Source organism: Pseudomonas sp. JL27(2026) (assembly GCF_056933555.1).
The window spans coordinates 2,956,861-2,974,761 of record NZ_CM167794.1; the positions used below are offsets into that span (position 1 = coordinate 2,956,861).

The following is a 17,901-nucleotide window of genomic DNA, read 5'->3' on the forward strand; positions in this document are numbered from 1 at the left end:
GCATGCGCCATTGCATGCAGTGAGCCAGGGCACCTCATGATCAAGCATGGCGGGGGGATGGCGTTCTATCCTAGGTATAACGGTATGTTGAAAAAAGTGAACACAGGGCTACTGGGCCTGGCCATGTCGATGGTACTCATGCCCTTGCATGCAGCTGAGACGAAGAAAGTGGATGTCCTGCTCATCGGTGGGGGCATCATGAGTTCGACCCTGGGTGTCTGGCTCAATGAGCTTGAACCTGGCCTGTCGATGGAAATGGTCGAGCGTCTTGACGGCGTTGCCGAGGAAAGCTCGAACGGCTGGAACAACGCCGGTACCGGTCACTCTGCTCTGGCGGAGTTGAACTACACGCCAGAAGACAAAAATGGCAAGGTCGAGATCCCCAAGGCCATCGAAATCAACGAGGCTTTCCAGATCTCGCGTCAATTCTGGGCCTGGCAGGTCAAGAACGATGTCCTGAAGAACCCTCATTCCTTCATCAACTCCACACCGCACATGAGCTTCGTGTGGGGCGATGACAACATCAAGTTCTTGAAGAAGCGCTACGAAGCGCTGCAAGCGAGCCCGTTGTTCGCAGGCATGCAGTACTCGGAAGACCCGGTACAGATCAAGAAATGGGTTCCATTGATGATGGAAGGCCGTGATCCGAACCAAAAGATCGCCGCCACCTGGTCGCCGATCGGTACGGACGTGAACTTCGGCGAAATCACCCGCCAGTTCGCCGGCTACCTGCAAACCAAGCCGAACTTCTCCCTGAAGCTTTCGAGCGAAGTGGAAGACATCACGCGCAATGAAGATGGCACCTGGCGTGTGTCCTACAAGAACCTGAAAGACGGTACTGAAACCCAGACCGACGCCAAGTTCGTGTTCATCGGCGCGGGCGGCGGTGCACTGCACCTGCTGCAAAAGTCGGGCATTCCTGAAGCTCAGGAATACGCAGGCTTCCCGGTTGGCGGCTCGTTCCTGGTGACCGAGAACCCAACGATTGCCGAGCAGCATCTGGCCAAGGCCTATGGCAAGGCGTCTGTTGGCGCACCGCCGATGTCGGTTCCGCACCTGGACACCCGTGTACTCGACGGCAAGCGCGTTATTCTGTTTGGCCCATTCGCGACCTTCTCCACGAAGTTCCTGAAAGAAGGCTCTTACTTCGATCTGTTGACCAGCACCACCACGCACAACTTCTGGCCTATGACCAAGGTGGGCATCGAGCAGTACCCACTGGTTGAATACCTCGCCGGTCAGCTGATGCTGTCGGATGAAGACCGTATGAATGCCCTGAAGGAATACTTCCCGAACGCCAAGGCTGAAGACTGGCGTCTGTGGCAGGCTGGCCAGCGCGTACAGATCATCAAGCGTGACGAAGAGAAGGGCGGCGTCCTGAAACTCGGCACCGAGATCGTTGCTTCCCAGGACGGCAGCATTGCCGGCCTGCTGGGTGCATCGCCTGGCGCATCCACCGCAGCACCGATCATGCTGAGCGTGCTTGAGAAGGTCTTCAAGGACAAGGTAGCGACCCCGGCCTGGCAGGAAAAACTGCGTCAGATCGTTCCAAGCTACGGCACCAAGCTCAACGACAGTCCTGAGCGTGTTTACCAGGAGTGGGCGTACACCAGCAAGGTTCTGCAACTTGATCCGCCGCCTGTGATTAACCAGGCAACCCCTGCGCAAGCCCCGGCTCAAGCGCCAGCAAAACCGCACGAGAGTAACCCAGCCGCCGATATGGCGCTGTAAGGCTCTGCAAAATGAAGCTTGCCCCAACAGCGTTGGGGCGGGCGACAGTGTTGACCGCCGCATGCGTGCGGCGGCCAGCAATCGTGACTCTACTCCCTCCAGTACCCACCGGCAGATCGAGCATCAACGGCTCGACGATGACCGAGGCCAGGTAAAAACACGCTCCTGCGTAAATTCCTGACTGACGACAGCAGATCGCTCAGGCACGCCGAAAACAAACCATGATGCGTTTTTCCCAAGGCAGTCATTGGTGACTCGGCTTCAAGCGGCTACACCCCAAGCAGCTCACCTAAAACATTACGAGTTCATGGGGCTACTCGGTTTGCCACCAGAGGGTGTCAAACTGGCTGCAAGTACCTCCAATAGCGCACTGACCTTGGGAAGCGCCTGACGGCTTTTTACCCAAACCAGATTGATTGCCAGACCATCGGTTGCCAAATGGGGGAGCACTTCAACCAAGGTCCCTTCTTCAAGTTGGCGCTTGATCAACCATGAAGGTAACTGCGCGATACCGCATCCGGCCAACACCGCAATCACCAAACCTTCGCCATCTCCCACCACGAACCTTGCGGGTACTATCCGGCGTTCAGTTTCGCCTGGGTGGTTTCCTGAAAAATTCCAAGGGCTGACCGTTCCGTCCACCCAGCCGTAGGTGATGCACTGGTGATGCTCCAGATCGCGATCGGTCATAGGCGTGCCATGCTTGCCCAAATACGCGGGCGATGCACAGAAGACATGCCACTCACTGCCCAGGTAGCGATGACCCAAAGCGGCGGGCCAGACGTCCGGCCCCCCGATGCGCACGGCGATATCGACACCTTCCTCGATAGGGTCGATGAAACGGTCGGAAAACGAAATGTGCGGTAGCAACAGCGCGTGGTCCTGGACAAACCGCAGAATGACCGCAAGTGCCTGCGAGCGGCCGAAGGCACCTGGAAGGTCAATTCGGATTCTGCCACGAGGCTCGGTGTTTTCGGCATGCAGCGACAGCTCAGCCTCTTCGAGGTCGGCCAGCACGCCTGTGCACGTGCGATAGAACGCAATCCCCGCATCCGTCAGTGACAAGCGTCTTGTCGTACGATGAAACAAGCGTACCTGCAGCCTGCTCTCCAGTCGGGCAATGCCTTTGCTGATTGCCGACCCCGTCAGATTCATCCGCTCGGCAGCAGCCTTGAAACTGCCGGAGTCCGCGACGCAGACAAATACATCAATGCCTTTTAATCGTTCGGAGGAAAACATAGACGCTCAACATTCATGAATTAAGTTCCTCGGATTTGATAAAAAACATCATAAATCAGAATGCTATTCCCCAGTAAGCTTGGGTCCAGCGCATTAATCAACGATGTGCGACTAGCGAATTCCATAAAAATCACCTGCTGAACGATGAGGCAAGGATGCTGACCACGCTAAGAAACTATCCGGCAACGGTAAATATGCTGCTATCGGCGTCGCTGATATTGACGCTGGCGCGAGCAATTACCCTGCCTTATCTGGTCATCTACCTTTCCGGTAGTTTCAGCTTGAGCGTCGCCGATATCGGTCTGGTCATCGGCAGCACATTGATCATCGGCTCGCTATTGAGTCTTTACGGTGGCTTTCTGGTCGACAGGATGCCCAGTTACCAGCTAATTCTGAGCTTCAGCGGTGTGTTCACACTGGGGTTTCTCGGGACGTTTCTTGCGCGCGATCTTTGGCTGTTCTATAGCTGCCTGGTGTTGATCAACCTGGCTTATGCGGTCATTGATATCGCGGTCAAATCAGGATTTGGCAACGTGCTTCCCGTCACTGATCGCAGCGAAGTGTTCTCGATCAAATACATGCTGACCAATATCGGGTATGCCGTCGGCCCGTTTCTTGGGGCTGGGATGGCCAAGCTGGATATCAGCTTGCCATTCCTGTTGTCTGCCGGGCTGGGCGCAGGGTTCTTCTTCATTTATTTCGTATGGGGCGATAGAGACTTGGCTACCGTCAATGCGGCTCAGAAGCCCGCTCCGTTCCTGGCTGTGGGGAAACGGCTACTCCAGGATTATCGGTTGGTGTGTTTTACCCTGGGCGGGCTGCTCAGCGCCGTGGTCTTTGGCCAGTTTACGGCTTACCTCTCGCAGTATCTGGTGGTCACGACCACACCCGAATCCACCTACCAGATCATCAGTACCGTGGTGGCAACGAATGCGCTGATGGTGATCTGCTTGCAATACTCCATAGGCCGGAAGATTTCCCACAGGCACCTGAATCTGTGGCTGGCGGCGGGCCTGAGCATGTTCATGGTGGGGCTGGCGGGTTTTGCCCTGTCGACCTCTGTTCTGCTCTGGGTGATTTCCATGGCCATTTTCACTGTCGGCGAGATCATCGTGTTCCCCGCCGAGTACATGTTCATCGACAAAATCGCTCCAGACAACCTGCGTGGCATGTATTACGGAGCGCAAAACCTGTCCAACCTCGGTGCGGCACTGGGGCCGGTTCTTTGCGGAATCGTACTGGCGACCCAGCCTCCCCACTACATCTTTTACATGCTCGCCATCTTCATTGTTGCAGGTGGATTATTCTACTTGCTGGGCGCTTCCCATTTGAGCAATACAACGGGTAAGGATGCTGATTGAGGGGCGCACCTTGTGTGACTCATTACCGGTCGCGAGCCTCGCGATAGAGGGGCTTTCTTTCGCTTCCCCGTTGCTGACCCGATAACGCAAGGCCTCCCTGGCCAAGAACGCTAGGCTTTTTCTTTCTTCACTTTCTGCGCGACTTCCCCGACGGCGGCCGCCGTGAACGTACCCGTGCCCGGCGCCAGGTGCGTCACAGGAATGGTTATTTTCGTGGTGACGTTGCGCAAGTAGCTATCAACCTGTACATCGCCCCGCGTATAGCCCGAGACCACTTGTGGCGTAATGACGGTGCGAGTGAAGGTAGAGCCGACGGTGCGGAACAAGTTGCCCAGGGCCGAGATAATCGACATGACGGTCAGCGCAGCGAAGGGAATCGACAACCACATGACGCTCATCTTGAACAAAGCGACCTGGGTGCTCAGCCCGTTAAGGCTGCGGCAGTAGAGGATCGCGACGAGCAGGTAGGCACTGGCGAGTGCAACGATGGCGGCCGGGTCGCGAATGTCGAAGACCAATCGGGCGCACAGCAGACTGTAGATAAGCAAACTGGCGAGTACATCCGGGATCAGGCTCTTGAGTCCGTCAAGGGCTTTGGAAATGTTATAGATCACAAACCCGATAAGCACGATCCAGCCGAGTACCGGAATGAAGCCGATCGCCACGATCAACACCGATAGCAACAGGCTGCGCAGGAGGCCGTGGTGCAGGTTGTTCCTGAGCAGGAAAAAGACGAAGTAAGTGCAGGAAAACAGCGCAATGAGAGCGAATGAAGCGGCTGCGGCTTCGGGCTGGAGAAAGAAGCTCAGGCTGCCCACGGCGACCATAAAGGCCAGGCACAGGTATCCACTTTTATTCATTGCTGTTCGTCCGTGAGTAGGAAGTGTTTGTGTATTCCAGGGGGCGTTCGCGTGTATTTAGAGCTGCCTGGTCATCTTGAGCGGTTGCCCTGAGTGGGCGCCCAGTGGCACGCCAGGCCTGTGAGCAGGGCTGAATGCTACTATCCTGCCATCATTGCTGTCGAGTGACGGCTTATGACCGTAGGCCCCGCACAACCTCATCGATTACCCCTAAAAACGCCTCAACCAGCACACTACGTCCTTGTGCTCGCGTGAGTACCCACAGGGGAGCGCAGGCGTCGGCATTGGTCAGTGGTCGGTAGATCACACCGTTTTTCGCCAGGGCCTGGGCACAGTGGGGCACCAGGGCAACGCCCTGATTGGCGGCCACAAGGGCGATAATCGAGGTGATCTGCCGCCCGACCGGGCCGCGTTGAAGGTCCAGGCCGTTGCGTTTGAACAGCTGCTCGATGGTCTCGTTGAGCCCCGAGCCGTATTCGGTCGGAAACAGGATCAGTGGGTACGCGCTGAGCTGCGCCAGGGTTACTTCGCTCTGGCCGGCCAGTGGATGGGCGCAGGAGAGGGCGGCCACCAAAGGTTCTTCGTCCAGCGACAGCGACTGAACCTCGGTCTGCCCGTGAGGCAGCTTCATTCGGCTCATGCCGATATCGAGGCGGCCATCGACAATCTGCGCCCACTGGCTACCTGAGGGGCCTTCTACCAGCGTCAGTTGGACCTCTGGAAAGCGTTGGGCAAAAGCCTGAATGGCCTGACTGAACATATCCGACAGGGCAATCGAACTGGCGTAACCCAACGTCATTTGGCCAGCCAAACCCGTTGCCAATTTGTCCGCGATAACCTCTGCAAGGTCGACCTGCTCAAGGGCCGCGCGGGCGTAGGGCAGGAACTGGCGCCCCTGAGGCGTGAGCGACACTGAACGGCTGGTGCGGTCGAAGAGGCGAAAACCCAGCTCGGCCTCCAGTGCCGAAATCTGTCGGGTCAGGGGCGGTTGGGCGAGGTGCAGGCGTAGCGCTGCACGACCAAAGTGCAGCTCTTCGGCGACTGTCAAAAAGTAACGTAACCTGCGTAGATCAAGCATCCTGGTCCTTGGGTATTGATCGGTCCGAATTCGGTATTGGTGTTCAACCCTCAGCGCATTTTATAAAGGCTTGGGGTCATAACACGAGAGCGCTTATGGAATCGCGTCTGCAATCGGCTCGCGTTGCGCTGTTTCTTTGCGGTTGCGCGGCTTTTCTCAATCTGTATGCCACTCAAAGCGTTCTTCAAGTGCTTGCCGCAGATTTTCAGGTGAGCGTCCGGCAGGCCGGATGGAGTATCACCGTGACCACGCTGACGGTAGCGATCACCGCGCCTTTTGTCAGTCGTCTCACCAGTCGCTTCGAGCAGCGCTCGGTGATTGCTGGCAGTGCGCTGTTGCTGGCCGTACCGGCCTTGCTGTTGGCTCATGCTGGCAGTTTCGCCGAGCTGCTGGTTTGGCGCTTTGCCGAGGGTATGTTGATTCCGGTGGTGTTTGCTACCAGCGTCGCCTACATCGGTGATCGCTTCCGTGGAGGGGCTGTCACAGAAGTCACCAGCCTCTATGTCGCCGGGACTGTGCTGGGCGGCTTTGCCGGGCGCTTCGTGACCGGTGTCATGACTGAATATGCGGGCTGGCGCGAGGGCTTTTTACTGCTGGCCGGCATGAGTCTGCTGATCGGCCTGGCTGTCCACTGGCTGTTGCCGGCCAATCCGCAACCGATTGCCCTGGTTAAGCCGAGCCCGCTGCCGGGCACTTGCGAACTGAGCCGTAAGCCTTTGCTGGCGGCCTACGGCGTCGGTTTTTGCGTGTTGTTTTCGCAAGTGGCCACCTTCACCTACGCAGGGCTGTATCTCAGTCAGGCACCTTTCGAACTGGGAACAGCGGCGTTGGGGGCGATTTACGCGGTGTTCCTGCTGGCGCTGGTGGTGATTCCCATCGCAGGGCGCTTGAGTCAATTGCGCCCTCAGTCCGAATTGTTGATGGGCGCTGCGCTGTTGGGGATCAGCGGTTCGCTCCTGACCCTGATGCCCTCGCTGTGGCTGATCATTCTGGGACTGGGGTTGAGTTCGACCGGCGTGTTTCTCGCACAGGCAGCCGCCAACGCCTTTATCACAGCCACCACCCGGCACAATAAGGCCGGCGCCGTGGGGCTGTACCTGGCGTGCTATTACCTGGGCGGCAGCTTCGGTGCGATTGTCCCGGCGATGATATGGAGCCATTGGGGCTGGCTGGGTTGTGTGGTGCTGGTCATCGGTTTTCAACTGTTGTCGTTACTGATTGCCCTGACCGGCTGGAAGCCGCTCAAGCCTCAAGCACCGGTTTGCGAGGTTGGCTGAGCCGGTGCATACGCTCGATCCTTCCTTCAACAACCCACTGCAGCGCCCAATACGATGACCGATCTGAACAATGAAACCTCTTTGCACACCGCTCCACTGGCCGATGCCTCATTGCGTCGTCGATCTCTGGTAGCCGCTTGCGGCGCGCACGCGGTGCATGATGGTTTGACTGACCTCATCTATGTGTTGCTGCCGATCTGGCAGGTGCAGTTTGGCATGAGCTACGCACAGGTCGGGCTGTTGCGAGGCGCCTATTCCGGGATGATGGCCGGCTTCCAGCTGTTGGCGAGTCGCGCTGCCAAACGTTGGGGACGAGCGCGCATGCTGGTCGGCGGAACGGGGCTGGCCGGTGTGGCCTATCTGTTTGCCGGTCAGGCCAGCGGGTTGTCGGTGCTGTTGTTGGCGCTGATGTTGGGTGGTTTGGGCGCGAGCACCCAACACCCGCTGGCGTCATCGATGGTCAGCGATACCTTTGAAGCGGGAGGAGGGGTCAAGGAGGCGTTGTCGCAGTACAACTTTGCCGGCGACCTCGGCAAGATGCTGATACCGGCATTGGTCGGCGCGTTGCTGACAGTCGTCAGTTGGCGCACCAGCATCACACTGATGGGCTTGCTTGGCCTGGTCGCAGCGGGTTTGCTGTGGTGGTTGATTCCAACACCTAAAGCGCCTGCCTCCAGGCTGGAGAAATCCCTCAGGGTGTCAACTGGAAGCAGCTCTGTCAGTGGCCTGCGTGCGCTACTCCTGACCGGCGTGCTGGACAGTGCGACACGGATGGGGTTTCTCACCTTCTTGCCATTCTTGTTGACGAGCAAAGGTGCCAGCCCGGCGGGCATCGGCCTGGCATTGGCGCTGTTGTTTGTGGGCGGTGCATTCGGCAAGTTGTTGTGCGGCTATCTGGGCGCGCGCATCGGCATGATGAAAACAGTGTGGTTGACCGAGTCCACGACGGCGTTGCTGATCGTTCTGAGCGTGGATTTGCCGCTGGCCGGCATGATGGTGATGTTGCCGCTGTTGGGGCTGGTGTTAAACGGGACATCGTCAGTGCTGTATGGCGTTGTACCGGATTTAACGAGTGCGCAGAAACGCGAGCATGCTTTCGCACTGTTCTATACAGGCACCATCGGTAGTGGGGCACTGGCGCCGGTCGTGTTTGGTCGCATGGGGGATGCGACAGGCATCCCTCTGGCAGTGATGTCGCTGGCGGCGATCCTGTTGCTGACGTTACCTTTGTCCTGGTGTGTGCAGAGGGGGCTGGACCGAAATGCTCATTGAAGAAGGACCTCAAGGACGGCGAAGGGAGTGTTTCTGCCTTGGAGCTGACCAGGCGCGAATATCCATACACCCACCGTGACGCTTCATGCCGTGAGGTGGAAAAACGTGTGCGAGCCAAATCGAAGCATTGGGCAACTACCAGAATCAAGGAAGATCCCTTCGAAACCATGAAAACCTTATTGTGTTTGCTGATCGCCACCGGCGTCGGCGCTGCGCTGCAGTATGCCGGCATCCCTCACGGCCTGTTGCTTGGCTCGATACTCGCGACCGCGATGATTGTCAGTAACGTGCGTTTTTCTCCCACGCTGCGCTTTGGCCTTGGTTACGTGCAAATTGTATTGGGGATCGCAACAGGCCTGATGTTCGAGTCGTGGGACAACCAGACAGTGGTCACGTTGTTACCCAGCCTGGGCTTCCTGCTACTGTGCCTGTCAGCCCAGATTGCCGTGGCTGGTGCATGGCTGTTCAGAGTCACGGGTTGGAACCAGAAAGACTCCCTGTTGGCGGTCTACCCGGGTGCTCTTGCAGCGGTGTTCGATTTGCTGGAATCCGAGCGAGCGTCCAGCAAGGTGATTGTCGTGCACCTGGTCCGACTGCTATCGATCACTTTACTGGTCAGCTTTTGCATTCCCGGGCCTGCCGATGTTGCGCTTGTCCAGAGCAGTCCACTGACCATGGGCACCTCGCTGACACTGCTGTCGCTGATTGTCTTGTGCATTTTTCTCGGTCGCTTGCTGTTGGCTATTGGCGTTCCAGCGCCGTTCATGCTCACCGCCATCGTTGCCACCGGTGTTTACATCAAGATGGGCTATCTCCAGGCGTTCCACATGCCGCAGTGGAGTGTCGATGGCGCCGCAGTCATCCTCGGCATGCTGATCGGTTCGAAATTCAAGGACATTTCCCTCTCCGAGCTTGTTCGCCATGGACGGGCCGGGCTGATGTCCGTATCACTGATGTTGCTGGTTGCCGCAGCGTTTGCCGGGGTGGCCGGACGCGTCCTCGGCCACGATCCCTTGTCGTTGTGGATGGCATACATGCCTGGCGCGATCGAGACGATTGCTATCGTCGCGTTCAGTGGCGGGCTGAACGTAGTGTTCATCCTGTCCCATCATCTGGTGCGGATGGTCGTGTTGCACTTTGCGCCAGCCTTGATCGTTCAGGCCCGGCGTTGGCGCGAGAATGTCTGATCACAAACTCTCGAAAGATACGATAGCAACCCAGGTTGCCATGTAATCAAGAGAGTGGCAGGGGCCTCTTCGACGAGAGCAGGATTTTGCCGCCGGGGTCAGAGATCACCAATTACTTTCCTGCCGAATCTTCAAACGCTGTGCCGAACGGGATGCTCTTATGCTGTGCATCGAACAGTTCGAACTGCACCCGTCTCCCACTTTTGCTGAAATACCGGGCCAGCACCACGACGCCGCGCCTTGGCATAACCTGCTGGGTTGTACGTTGGAGACCACGGCAAAGCAGGCTCATACGAGGCTCGGACCCGGTGGTGGGCGCGCATTTCAGCATATCTGAGAATTTGTTCGGAGACTCCTTGATTACGTCAATAGCATTTGGCTATCCCTGTCATTAGAAGTTATCGATATAAAGATACGTCATAAGGCTGATAACTTATGTGCATATGCAGTGATGTGCGGGATCAAACGGTGAGCATTTCAAAATAGTTATCGCCTTTACGCTTTTTGATGCTGGGTGCAAGTGCGTTACTTACTTTAGTGTCGTTGCCAAAACACCAGCCTGATTGGAATTTATAATCGGGATAAGCCAAGTTCACTTGAAAGCTTATAAGAAAGTCGGAAGGAAAGTGTACCTTTCGTGAGCGCATACACAAACACTACAGGCTCTCTCTAAAAACAACCGCTACAGCAGTCTTTCTTTCATCGCAAGAATGATAAGGAAGGCTGTGAGTGCGGGCGCAAAGTTTAACGTCAGCAGCATATTTCCGAGTGCGCCAAGGGCATGGGGGCTGGCTTTGCTATGGATTGGCATTATGTATTTCGTGCATGCGCAATCTGTGCAAACGAATGGAACCAACTCTTTACCATTAGGAAGTTACATATGAACAAGAGCTACCAACTTGTCTGGAATGCATCGCTAGGTGTAGCGCAGGCGGTATCTGAACTGGCACGCTCACGTTCAGGCAAGAAGCCGGGCGGCAAGCGCATGGCAAGACGGTTTGCCGCTGTCGGTCACAGCGCTGCGACGCATGGTCGGGTTGAAGTGCCATTGTTGAGGTCTGCAGCAATGTTGTTCTCGGTATCGTTGTGCGCACCTGCGTTGGCGAGCACCGTGATCGACAACGGGGCCACCGAGACGGTTCCAGGTACGCATGCGAGCCCATGGATAAATACCGGAGCACTCTATGTCGGCCAATCGGGAACTGGCACGCTGACGATCTTAAACACGGGCACCGTTCAATCGGGGACTGTCTTAGGTGGGTCTACTGGGTCCGTCCTTGGCTATGACGCTGGCAGCAATGGCACGATCAACGTCGAGGGTGGCGCTTGGTACGATGGTGTGGATGCCACGAATACTGCCCTCACCGGCGGGACCACCGCAGTGGGCGGTGGTGGTAGCGGTGCGCTGAACATCAGGGAGGGCGGCAAGGTCGGCCTGGTGTTCCTCAACATCGGTCAGAACACCGGTAGCACCGGGAGCGTGGTGGTCGACGGCGCAGGTTCGCAGTTGCTGGCCACGACGCAAGCGGGTTCCGGGATCACGGTCGGGACCAATGGTATTGGGTCACTCAGCATCAGTAATGGCGCTAAGGTCATCAGCAACAGTGGGTCCAGCGTTGGTTATGGTCCAGGCAGCACCGGCACGGTGGACATCTCCGGGCCGAACTCGAAATGGACAATCACCGATGGCCCGCTCACTGTTGGAGGTGAAGGGACCGGTTTTCTTAACATCAGCAACGGCGGAGTCCTGCAAAGCGAAGGCGGCCAGATTGCGTCGTCGAGTACGGGTATTGGCACGGTATCTGTGAGCGGTGCAGGGTCGATCTGGGACACGGGAACTACACGTCAGCTGTACATCGGTTATACCGACCCTGGAGGCGCAGGCGTAGGCACGCTGGAGATCGCCAACCAAGGTTTGGTGAGGGCGGCTGCAGGCGTGGAAGTCGGGGGCGGCGCGGGTACCTCCCTGGCTATTGGCGCCAAGGAAGGAGCGGCCGCGGTTGCCCCTGGAACGCTTGCCGCGCCTTCGTTGTTCTTGAAAAGCAGCACCGACAGCCTTGTTCTCAATCACACGGACACAACGGGCAATTATCAGTTTTCTCCGACCATCCGCGGCACTGGCGCCGTGACTTCGCTGAGCGGCACTACCGTACTCAACAGCGTCAATACATTGTTCACCGGCGGCACGGCAATCAAGGGCGGCACCCTGATCGTGGGCGATGCCACCCATCCCGCTGCCACGCTGAACGCCAAGGGCGCGGGTGATGTGACGATCGCCAGCGGTGGTACGCTGTCAGGCTTGGGCACGGTGAACAGCAAGGTAGTAAACGCTGGCACAGTGAGTGCTTTCAACGCATTGGCAGGCAATAGTGCCTCGCCAGTGAGCAACTTCACCTTTGCCAGTGGCCTCGTTAACAACGGTACAGTGAATCTGGCGGGTGGCAGCGTGGGCAACACGCTGACGATCAAGGGCGATTACGTTGGCAACAACGGCACAGTCGTTCTGAATACGGTAAAGGGCGACGATAATTCGCCGACCGATCGCCTGGTGCTGGACGGCGGCCGCGCTTCGGGCAATACATCGCTGGTGATCAAACATGCCGGCGGTAACGGGGCGCAGACCGACAAGGGAATCATGGTTGTGGACACCAGGAACGGAGCCACCACCGATCTGGATGCCTTCAACCTGTCGAGCAGCTCGGACGGGTATCGTCAGGGTAATGGCACCCTCGCAGCCGGCCCTTACGACTATAGCCTCATGCGAGGCGGCAACGGCGGCACGGGCGATTCCTGGTATCTGGTCTCGTCGGGCGCGACGTGCGCCACGAATGCCTTGCTGTGTCCACCGACTCCTACTCCGACTCCGACTCCACAGCAGCAGCTGAGGCCGGAAGTGGGCTCGTACCTGAACAATAAACTCGCCGCTTCGACCATGCTGTTCCATACCTTGCATGAACGCCAGGGCCAGGCGCCGGGCTTGGAAGGCAAGGATCTGAACGCATCCTCGGACGAGAACACCTGGATACGTGTGGTGGGCAAGACCAGCGAGCGAACGGGCGCCGGTACTATGGACATTTCCGATACCAGCTATCTGATTCACGCGGGCGGTGATTTAGCTCAATTTCAGGTTGGCGAAGAGGGCAGCATTCGGGTTGGTGCAATGGTTGCCTATGGCAGTTCCAGAAGTCAGGCGGACAACGGGCGCATTAGTTCGCGTGGTTCGGTGGGCGGCTATAGTGCAGGCGTGTATGGCACGTGGTATGGCCATCGTGACATTTTGTCCGGACCGTATGTGGACAGCTGGCTGATGTACGGCAGGTTCGACAATAAGGTCAGCGGTCAGGGCTTGCCGACGGAGCGTTACAAGTCCAGCAGCTTTCCGGCGTCGCTTGAGACGGGCTACTCGTTCCCGATCTACGAGGCGGGGAACACCCGGATGTTCATCGAGCCGCAAGGGCAGGTCATCGTTTCGAGGTACCAGGCGGGAAACCACACGGAGCGCAATGGCACGGTTGTGTCGGACCAGGCCAGTGTCGACGTGACGACACGCCTTGGTGTGCGGGTACACGGTAATGTCGACAACGATAGCGGTATGAAGCAGATGCGTCCGTTCGCCGAAGTGAACTGGTGGCATGGCCCCGCTTCGCAGAACCTCGCGTTTGACGGCATTAAAGTCAATGATGGCTTGCCGGCCAATCGGTTCGAGGGCAAGGTCGGCCTGCAAGGCAATGTCAGCAGGGCTATCAGCGTATGGGGCTCGCTCGGCTTTGAGACGGGTGCGCATGACTACAACGCGGGCGAGGCGCAGTTGGGTGTGAAGTATTCCATGTAAGCCTTGAGACAGGCCGCAGAGGCCGGATCGGCACCATGGTGGACGGCAGTCACCCTGGTGCTGACTAATGATGACAAGCCTGTTTTTGACATAGGGGGGCTGTCGAGATTTCAAACACCTGGGGGCTGAGACGCACATTGATACAACCATTCTATGAATGCAGATACTCGTCGCGGTAACGGCTCAAGTGTCGGATGCACGATGTAGTAATCGTATTCGCCACACCGCGCAAAGCCGCCAAACGGCAGGACCAATTTGCCTTGCTGGATCGGTCCACTGACCAGTTGCTCCCGTCCTATCGCCAGCCCTGCATGATTGATGGCGGCTGTCACACACAAATCCGAGCGATCAAAGGTCACCCCCCGTTTCGGCATGGGTGCGCCAACGCCATGGTATCTGACCCACATCGCCCATTCAGAATCAAAGGCCGCGTGATCCCAGGCCAACGAATCATGCAGCAATGTGCAATGTTCCAACTGCTGCACTGAGTCGAACAGCCGATGCCGCTCAGCGTATTCAGGGCTACAGACCGGCGCGACCCGTTCTTGCATCAGCCTGTGTGAGATCAGGCCATGGAATTCTCCATTGCCGTAGTACAGCGCCAGATCAATCTTTCGAGTCCGAAAGTCGATGCTGTCGTTCCCAACGCGAAGGTCCAGCGTTACCCCGGGGAATCGTGCTCCGAACTCTGCCAGGCGTGGTACCAGCCAGGCGTGTGCGATAGAGGGATGGGCGTAGAGCGTCAGCGGCCCGGCCAGATCGGCGTCGACCGGCTGGGTAAGGACCTCGGAGAGGTCACCCAGCGTACGCTGCAAAATCTCGAAGATACGCTCACCGGCTTCCGTCAACTGCACCCTGCGAGTCAGCCGTTCAAACAACTGAATCGAAAGCTCCGCTTCCAGCCGCGCGATGCGATGGCTGACGGCACTAGCGGTCAAGCACAGCTCGTCGGCAGCCTTGGTGAAACTGAGATGACGCGCAGCGACCTGAAAGGTGAACAGGTTCGAGAACTGGCTGCTGTTGAGCTTTGCATCCAGCCGAGGCGGTAGGTTGAACAAGTCGGAACTTCCCCTTTCAATGTTTCATCGCCACTTTGCGTGTCCCGGACGCCGATCATGCATGCGGGACACGCAGTCGCTATCAGCCTTGAAGCACCTTCGCGCCTTGCGCCAGGTAAGCTTGCATCTCGGGCTCGGGGACCATGCTGCCGCCCGTAGCCCAGATCAGGTGGGTGGCACGGGCGTAAGCCTCAGCACTCAAGCCACTGCGCTGCAAGTACTCGGCGCGATGCGCATGGAGCCGGGCGATACCAGGGACACCAGCCAGTGCCGATGGCTCCAGGTTCAGCCCTTCGCTATCAGCGGTCAGCCAGAGCAAGGCGTGCAGCTCGCCATCGCTGACGGTGTAGTAGCCGTCGATCAAACGTTGCATGGTCCGACCGACAAACCCCGAGGCCCGCCCCACAGCAAGCCCATCGGCGGCGGTGATGTTGTCGATTCCAAAATCTTGCACCGATACCTCGTCATGCAGCCCGGTATAGACACCGAGAAACATGCAGGGCGAATGAGTAGGTTCGGCAAATATACAGTGAACCGCGTCGCCGAAGGCCAACTTCAATCCAAACGCCACTCCACCAGGGCCGCCACCGACACCGCAGGGCAGGTAGACGAACAGCGGATGGTCGGCATCGACCCTCAGCCCCGCCAGGCTCAATTGCTGATTCAGGCGTTCAGCCGCCACTGCGTAGCCAAGGAACAGGTCGGTGGAGTTTTCGTCATCGACAAAATGACAGCCCGGATCGTCCTTCGCTTGTTGGCGCCCCTGTGCCACCGCAATGCTGTAGTCACTGGCATATTCCACGACGGTCACACCATGGGCGCGCAGTTTGTCCTTCTTCCATTGGCGTGCATCGGCGGACATGTGCACTGTGACCTGAAAGCCCAATTTAGCCCCCATCAGCCCGATGGATAAACCCAGGTTACCTGTAGAGCCCACGGCAATCCGGTATTGGCTGAAGAACTCTTGCGCCTGCGGTGTGTCGAGCACCTCATAGTTGCCATCCAGCGTGAGCAGTCCGGCCTCAAGGGCGAGTCCTTCGGCATGCTTGAGCACTTCATAGATGCCGCCACGGGCCTTTACAGAACCCGAAATGGGCAAGTGACTGTCTTTCTTGATCCAGAGCGCCCCCGGCAATGCCTGGCCATACCTTGCGTCCAAGACGCCGTGCAGCGAAGGCAACGGCTGAATGTCCGATTCGATAATGCCGTGAGTGGGCAGTGTTTCGGGGAAGGCCGATTGAAAGTACGCTGCGAAGCGATTCAACCGTGCGCTGGCACCCGCCACATCGTGGGCATTCAACGGGAGGTCTTTCAAGGCCTCGGCAGTCGGTGCGCGTACGGGTGTGAACCAGGTGGTTTCACGTAATTCCACCAGGTCCTTGATCAGTGGGTGGCTGGTTTTCCAGTCATCCAGCATTTTGCCTGCAATCATTAAGGGGACTCCTGCATTCAGTGAACGGGGGGCGAAAGACTTAAACGAAGTGAGAAAGGGCCAGTGTCAGCAGCAGGGCAATCACCGAAGCCAGCACTGTGGAGGAGGTGAAGGTCTTGAGCGCGTCAGCCAACGAGACACCCAGGTATTCCTTCACTACCCAGAACGCCGAGTCCGTGACATGGGTCCAGCCGATAGCCCCGGCCCCGATGGCGATCACGATGATTTCCTTGCTGTAGCCCGAGTGTACCCCCAGCGTCGGCAGTACAATTGCGGCGGCGCTCATCATGGCCACGGTCGCTGAACCCACCGCAAAGTGCATGAGGCCCGCCACCAGCCAGGCCAGGACCACCGGGTTGATATCCAACTGAGTCAGGGCGTCGGCCAGAACCTTGCCAATGCCACTGTCGATGAGGATGCCGTTGAAGGCGCCCCCTGCACCGATGATCAGCAGAATACTGGCCAGCGGCGGCAGGCTTTTCTGGGTATACCCCAGCAAATCCAGCATCGAAAGGCCCCGACGCATGCCCAGTGACCAATAGGCAAAGACCACGGCGATCACCAGCGCAACCAGTGGATGGCCCAAAAACGAAATCACTGCGAATGCTGTCGAGTCTTTTGGCAGCGCTACGGCAAAGGTTTTGCCGACCATCAGGACCAGCGGCAGGAGGATGGTGAGCAGTGTCAGCCAGAAGCCTGGCAAATCACGGTTGCTGCGTGCCTCGCTACGCTCCAGCAGGAAAGCCTCTTGCGTGGACGGTGCGTCGATGCGCGCTACCAGCCGAATCCATAATGGCCCGGCGATGATGGCAGTCGGCAGGCCCACCAACAGGCCGTAAAGGATCACCTTGCCGACGTCGGCCCCCAGCATATTGGTAATGGCCATGGCCGCCGGATGGGGCGGAAGCATGCAATGCACGCACATCAGCGAAACACCAAGGGGCACGCCCACGTACAACAGGTTGATCCTGGTTTCCTTGGCTACGACATAGACCAGAGGGATCAGCAAGATATAGCCGACCTCAAAGAACACGGGGATCCCGGCAATGAAGCCGACCAGCATCATGACCCATGAGGCCCGTTGTTTACCCAGCGCCGCTAACAGGGTCTGGGCAATTCTCTCTGCGCCCCCGGATTCCTCAAGCATTTTGCCAAGAATGCTACCCAGCCCAATAATGGCGGCCAAAAATCCCAGCGTATCGCCCATGCCTTTCTGGAACGAAGTGAGCATGGAGGTCAACGGCATGCCCGAACCGATCCCCACTACCGCGCATGCGGCAATCAGTGTCAGGAATGCATGCACCCTGAACCTGACAATCAGCACCACGATCATGACAATTGCGGCTAATAAAACCCATAGCAACGAAATGCTGCTCACCATCGGCCCACCCTCTTATAGTTTTGTTTCGGGACTCGTCACGGGACTGTGCGAGCCGCGAGTTAACTACCAGGGTTACTGCCTGACAAAAGATCATTGCTCATCCGATCCATGACGGTGATTCAGCCATGCCAGACGCTTGCTGTCGCTGAGCACGGGGCTGCGGTGCAGGTTCGTCCACCTGGAAAACCTGATT

13 protein-coding genes and 1 pseudogene are annotated in these 17,901 nt (G+C 57.8%); 7 read left to right on the top strand and 7 right to left on the bottom strand.

Annotation, left to right across the window (positions count from 1 at the left end; translation table 11 throughout):
- Positions 1-84: 84 nt before the first annotated feature.
- Positions 85-1,731 (top strand): malate dehydrogenase (quinone), encoded by a 1,647-nt coding sequence (gene mqo, locus AC1Z1G_RS13375; protein ID WP_483627632.1) that lies wholly within the window; start codon positions 85-87, stop codon positions 1,729-1,731.
- Positions 1,732-2,028: 297 nt separating this feature from the next.
- Here mqo and AC1Z1G_RS13380 read toward each other — a convergent pair whose 3' ends face one another.
- Positions 2,029-2,970 (bottom strand): LysR family transcriptional regulator, encoded by a 942-nt coding sequence (locus AC1Z1G_RS13380; RefSeq protein ID WP_483627634.1) that lies wholly within the window; start codon positions 2,968-2,970, stop codon positions 2,029-2,031.
- Between the two features lie 155 nt (positions 2,971-3,125).
- Here AC1Z1G_RS13380 and AC1Z1G_RS13385 point away from each other — a divergent pair, with 155 nt between their 5' ends.
- Positions 3,126-4,331, top strand: coding sequence for an MFS transporter (locus AC1Z1G_RS13385; protein ID WP_483627635.1), 1,206 nt, complete (start codon positions 3,126-3,128; stop codon positions 4,329-4,331).
- Between the two features lie 110 nt (positions 4,332-4,441).
- Here the strand turns inward: AC1Z1G_RS13385 and AC1Z1G_RS13390 are convergent, their stop codons facing one another.
- Positions 4,442-5,191 (bottom strand): hypothetical protein, encoded by a 750-nt coding sequence (locus AC1Z1G_RS13390; protein WP_483627636.1) that lies wholly within the window; start codon positions 5,189-5,191, stop codon positions 4,442-4,444.
- Between the two features lie 172 nt (positions 5,192-5,363).
- Positions 5,364-6,269, bottom strand: coding sequence for a LysR family transcriptional regulator (locus AC1Z1G_RS13395; RefSeq protein ID WP_483627638.1), 906 nt, complete (start codon positions 6,267-6,269; stop codon positions 5,364-5,366).
- A 95-nt stretch (positions 6,270-6,364) separates the two neighbouring features.
- On the opposite strand from AC1Z1G_RS13395, the gene AC1Z1G_RS13400 reads away from it, so the two are divergent.
- The 3 genes from AC1Z1G_RS13400 (at position 6,365) to AC1Z1G_RS13410 (ending at position 10,005) form a co-directional block, all read left to right on the top strand.
- Positions 6,365-7,546 carry an MFS transporter gene (locus AC1Z1G_RS13400; RefSeq protein ID WP_483627640.1) on the top strand — a complete coding sequence of 394 codons (1,182 nt, stop codon included), beginning with the start codon at positions 6,365-6,367 and terminating at the stop codon, positions 7,544-7,546.
- 54 nt (positions 7,547-7,600) lie between these two features.
- On the top strand, positions 7,601-8,818 hold the full coding sequence (locus AC1Z1G_RS13405) for an MFS transporter (protein ID WP_483627641.1): 1,218 nt from the start codon (positions 7,601-7,603) through the stop codon (positions 8,816-8,818).
- Positions 8,819-8,985: 167 nt separating this feature from the next.
- Entirely contained in the window at positions 8,986-10,005 is a 1,020-nt protein-coding gene (locus AC1Z1G_RS13410) for an AbrB family transcriptional regulator (protein ID WP_483627643.1), read from the top strand.
- 35 nt (positions 10,006-10,040) lie between these two features.
- On the opposite strand, the pseudogene AC1Z1G_RS13415 reads toward AC1Z1G_RS13410, so the two are convergent.
- Positions 10,041-10,264, bottom strand: a pseudogene (locus tag AC1Z1G_RS13415) (hypothetical protein); the annotation flags it as partial.
- Between the two features lie 621 nt (positions 10,265-10,885).
- Here AC1Z1G_RS13415 and AC1Z1G_RS13420 point away from each other — a divergent pair.
- A complete protein-coding gene (locus AC1Z1G_RS13420) occupies positions 10,886-13,837 on the top strand; it encodes an autotransporter outer membrane beta-barrel domain-containing protein (protein WP_483627644.1) in 2,952 nt (983 codons plus the stop codon).
- Between the two features lie 110 nt (positions 13,838-13,947).
- Here the strand turns inward: AC1Z1G_RS13420 and dsdC are convergent, their stop codons facing one another.
- The 3 genes from dsdC to AC1Z1G_RS13435 all read right to left on the bottom strand — a co-directional run bounded on the left by dsdC (position 13,948) and on the right by AC1Z1G_RS13435 (position 17,660).
- Positions 13,948-14,895: a DNA-binding transcriptional regulator DsdC gene (dsdC, locus tag AC1Z1G_RS13425; RefSeq protein WP_483627646.1), complete on the bottom strand. Its 948-nt coding sequence runs from the start codon at positions 14,893-14,895 to the stop codon at positions 13,948-13,950.
- 82 nt (positions 14,896-14,977) lie between these two features.
- Positions 14,978-16,327, bottom strand: a complete 1,350-nt coding sequence (gene dsdA, locus AC1Z1G_RS13430; protein WP_483627648.1) for a D-serine ammonia-lyase — start codon at positions 16,325-16,327, stop codon at positions 14,978-14,980.
- Positions 16,328-16,367: 40 nt separating this feature from the next.
- On the bottom strand, positions 16,368-17,660 hold the full coding sequence (locus AC1Z1G_RS13435; protein ID WP_483627843.1) for a GntT/GntP/DsdX family permease: 1,293 nt from the start codon (positions 17,658-17,660) through the stop codon (positions 16,368-16,370).
- On the opposite strand from AC1Z1G_RS13435, the gene AC1Z1G_RS13440 reads away from it, so the two are divergent.
- Positions 17,572-17,820, top strand: a complete 249-nt coding sequence (locus AC1Z1G_RS13440) for a hypothetical protein (protein WP_483628023.1) — start codon at positions 17,572-17,574, stop codon at positions 17,818-17,820. The two genes, AC1Z1G_RS13435 and AC1Z1G_RS13440, sit on opposite strands and share 89 nt — an antisense overlap.
- Positions 17,821-17,901 lie beyond the last annotated feature (81 nt).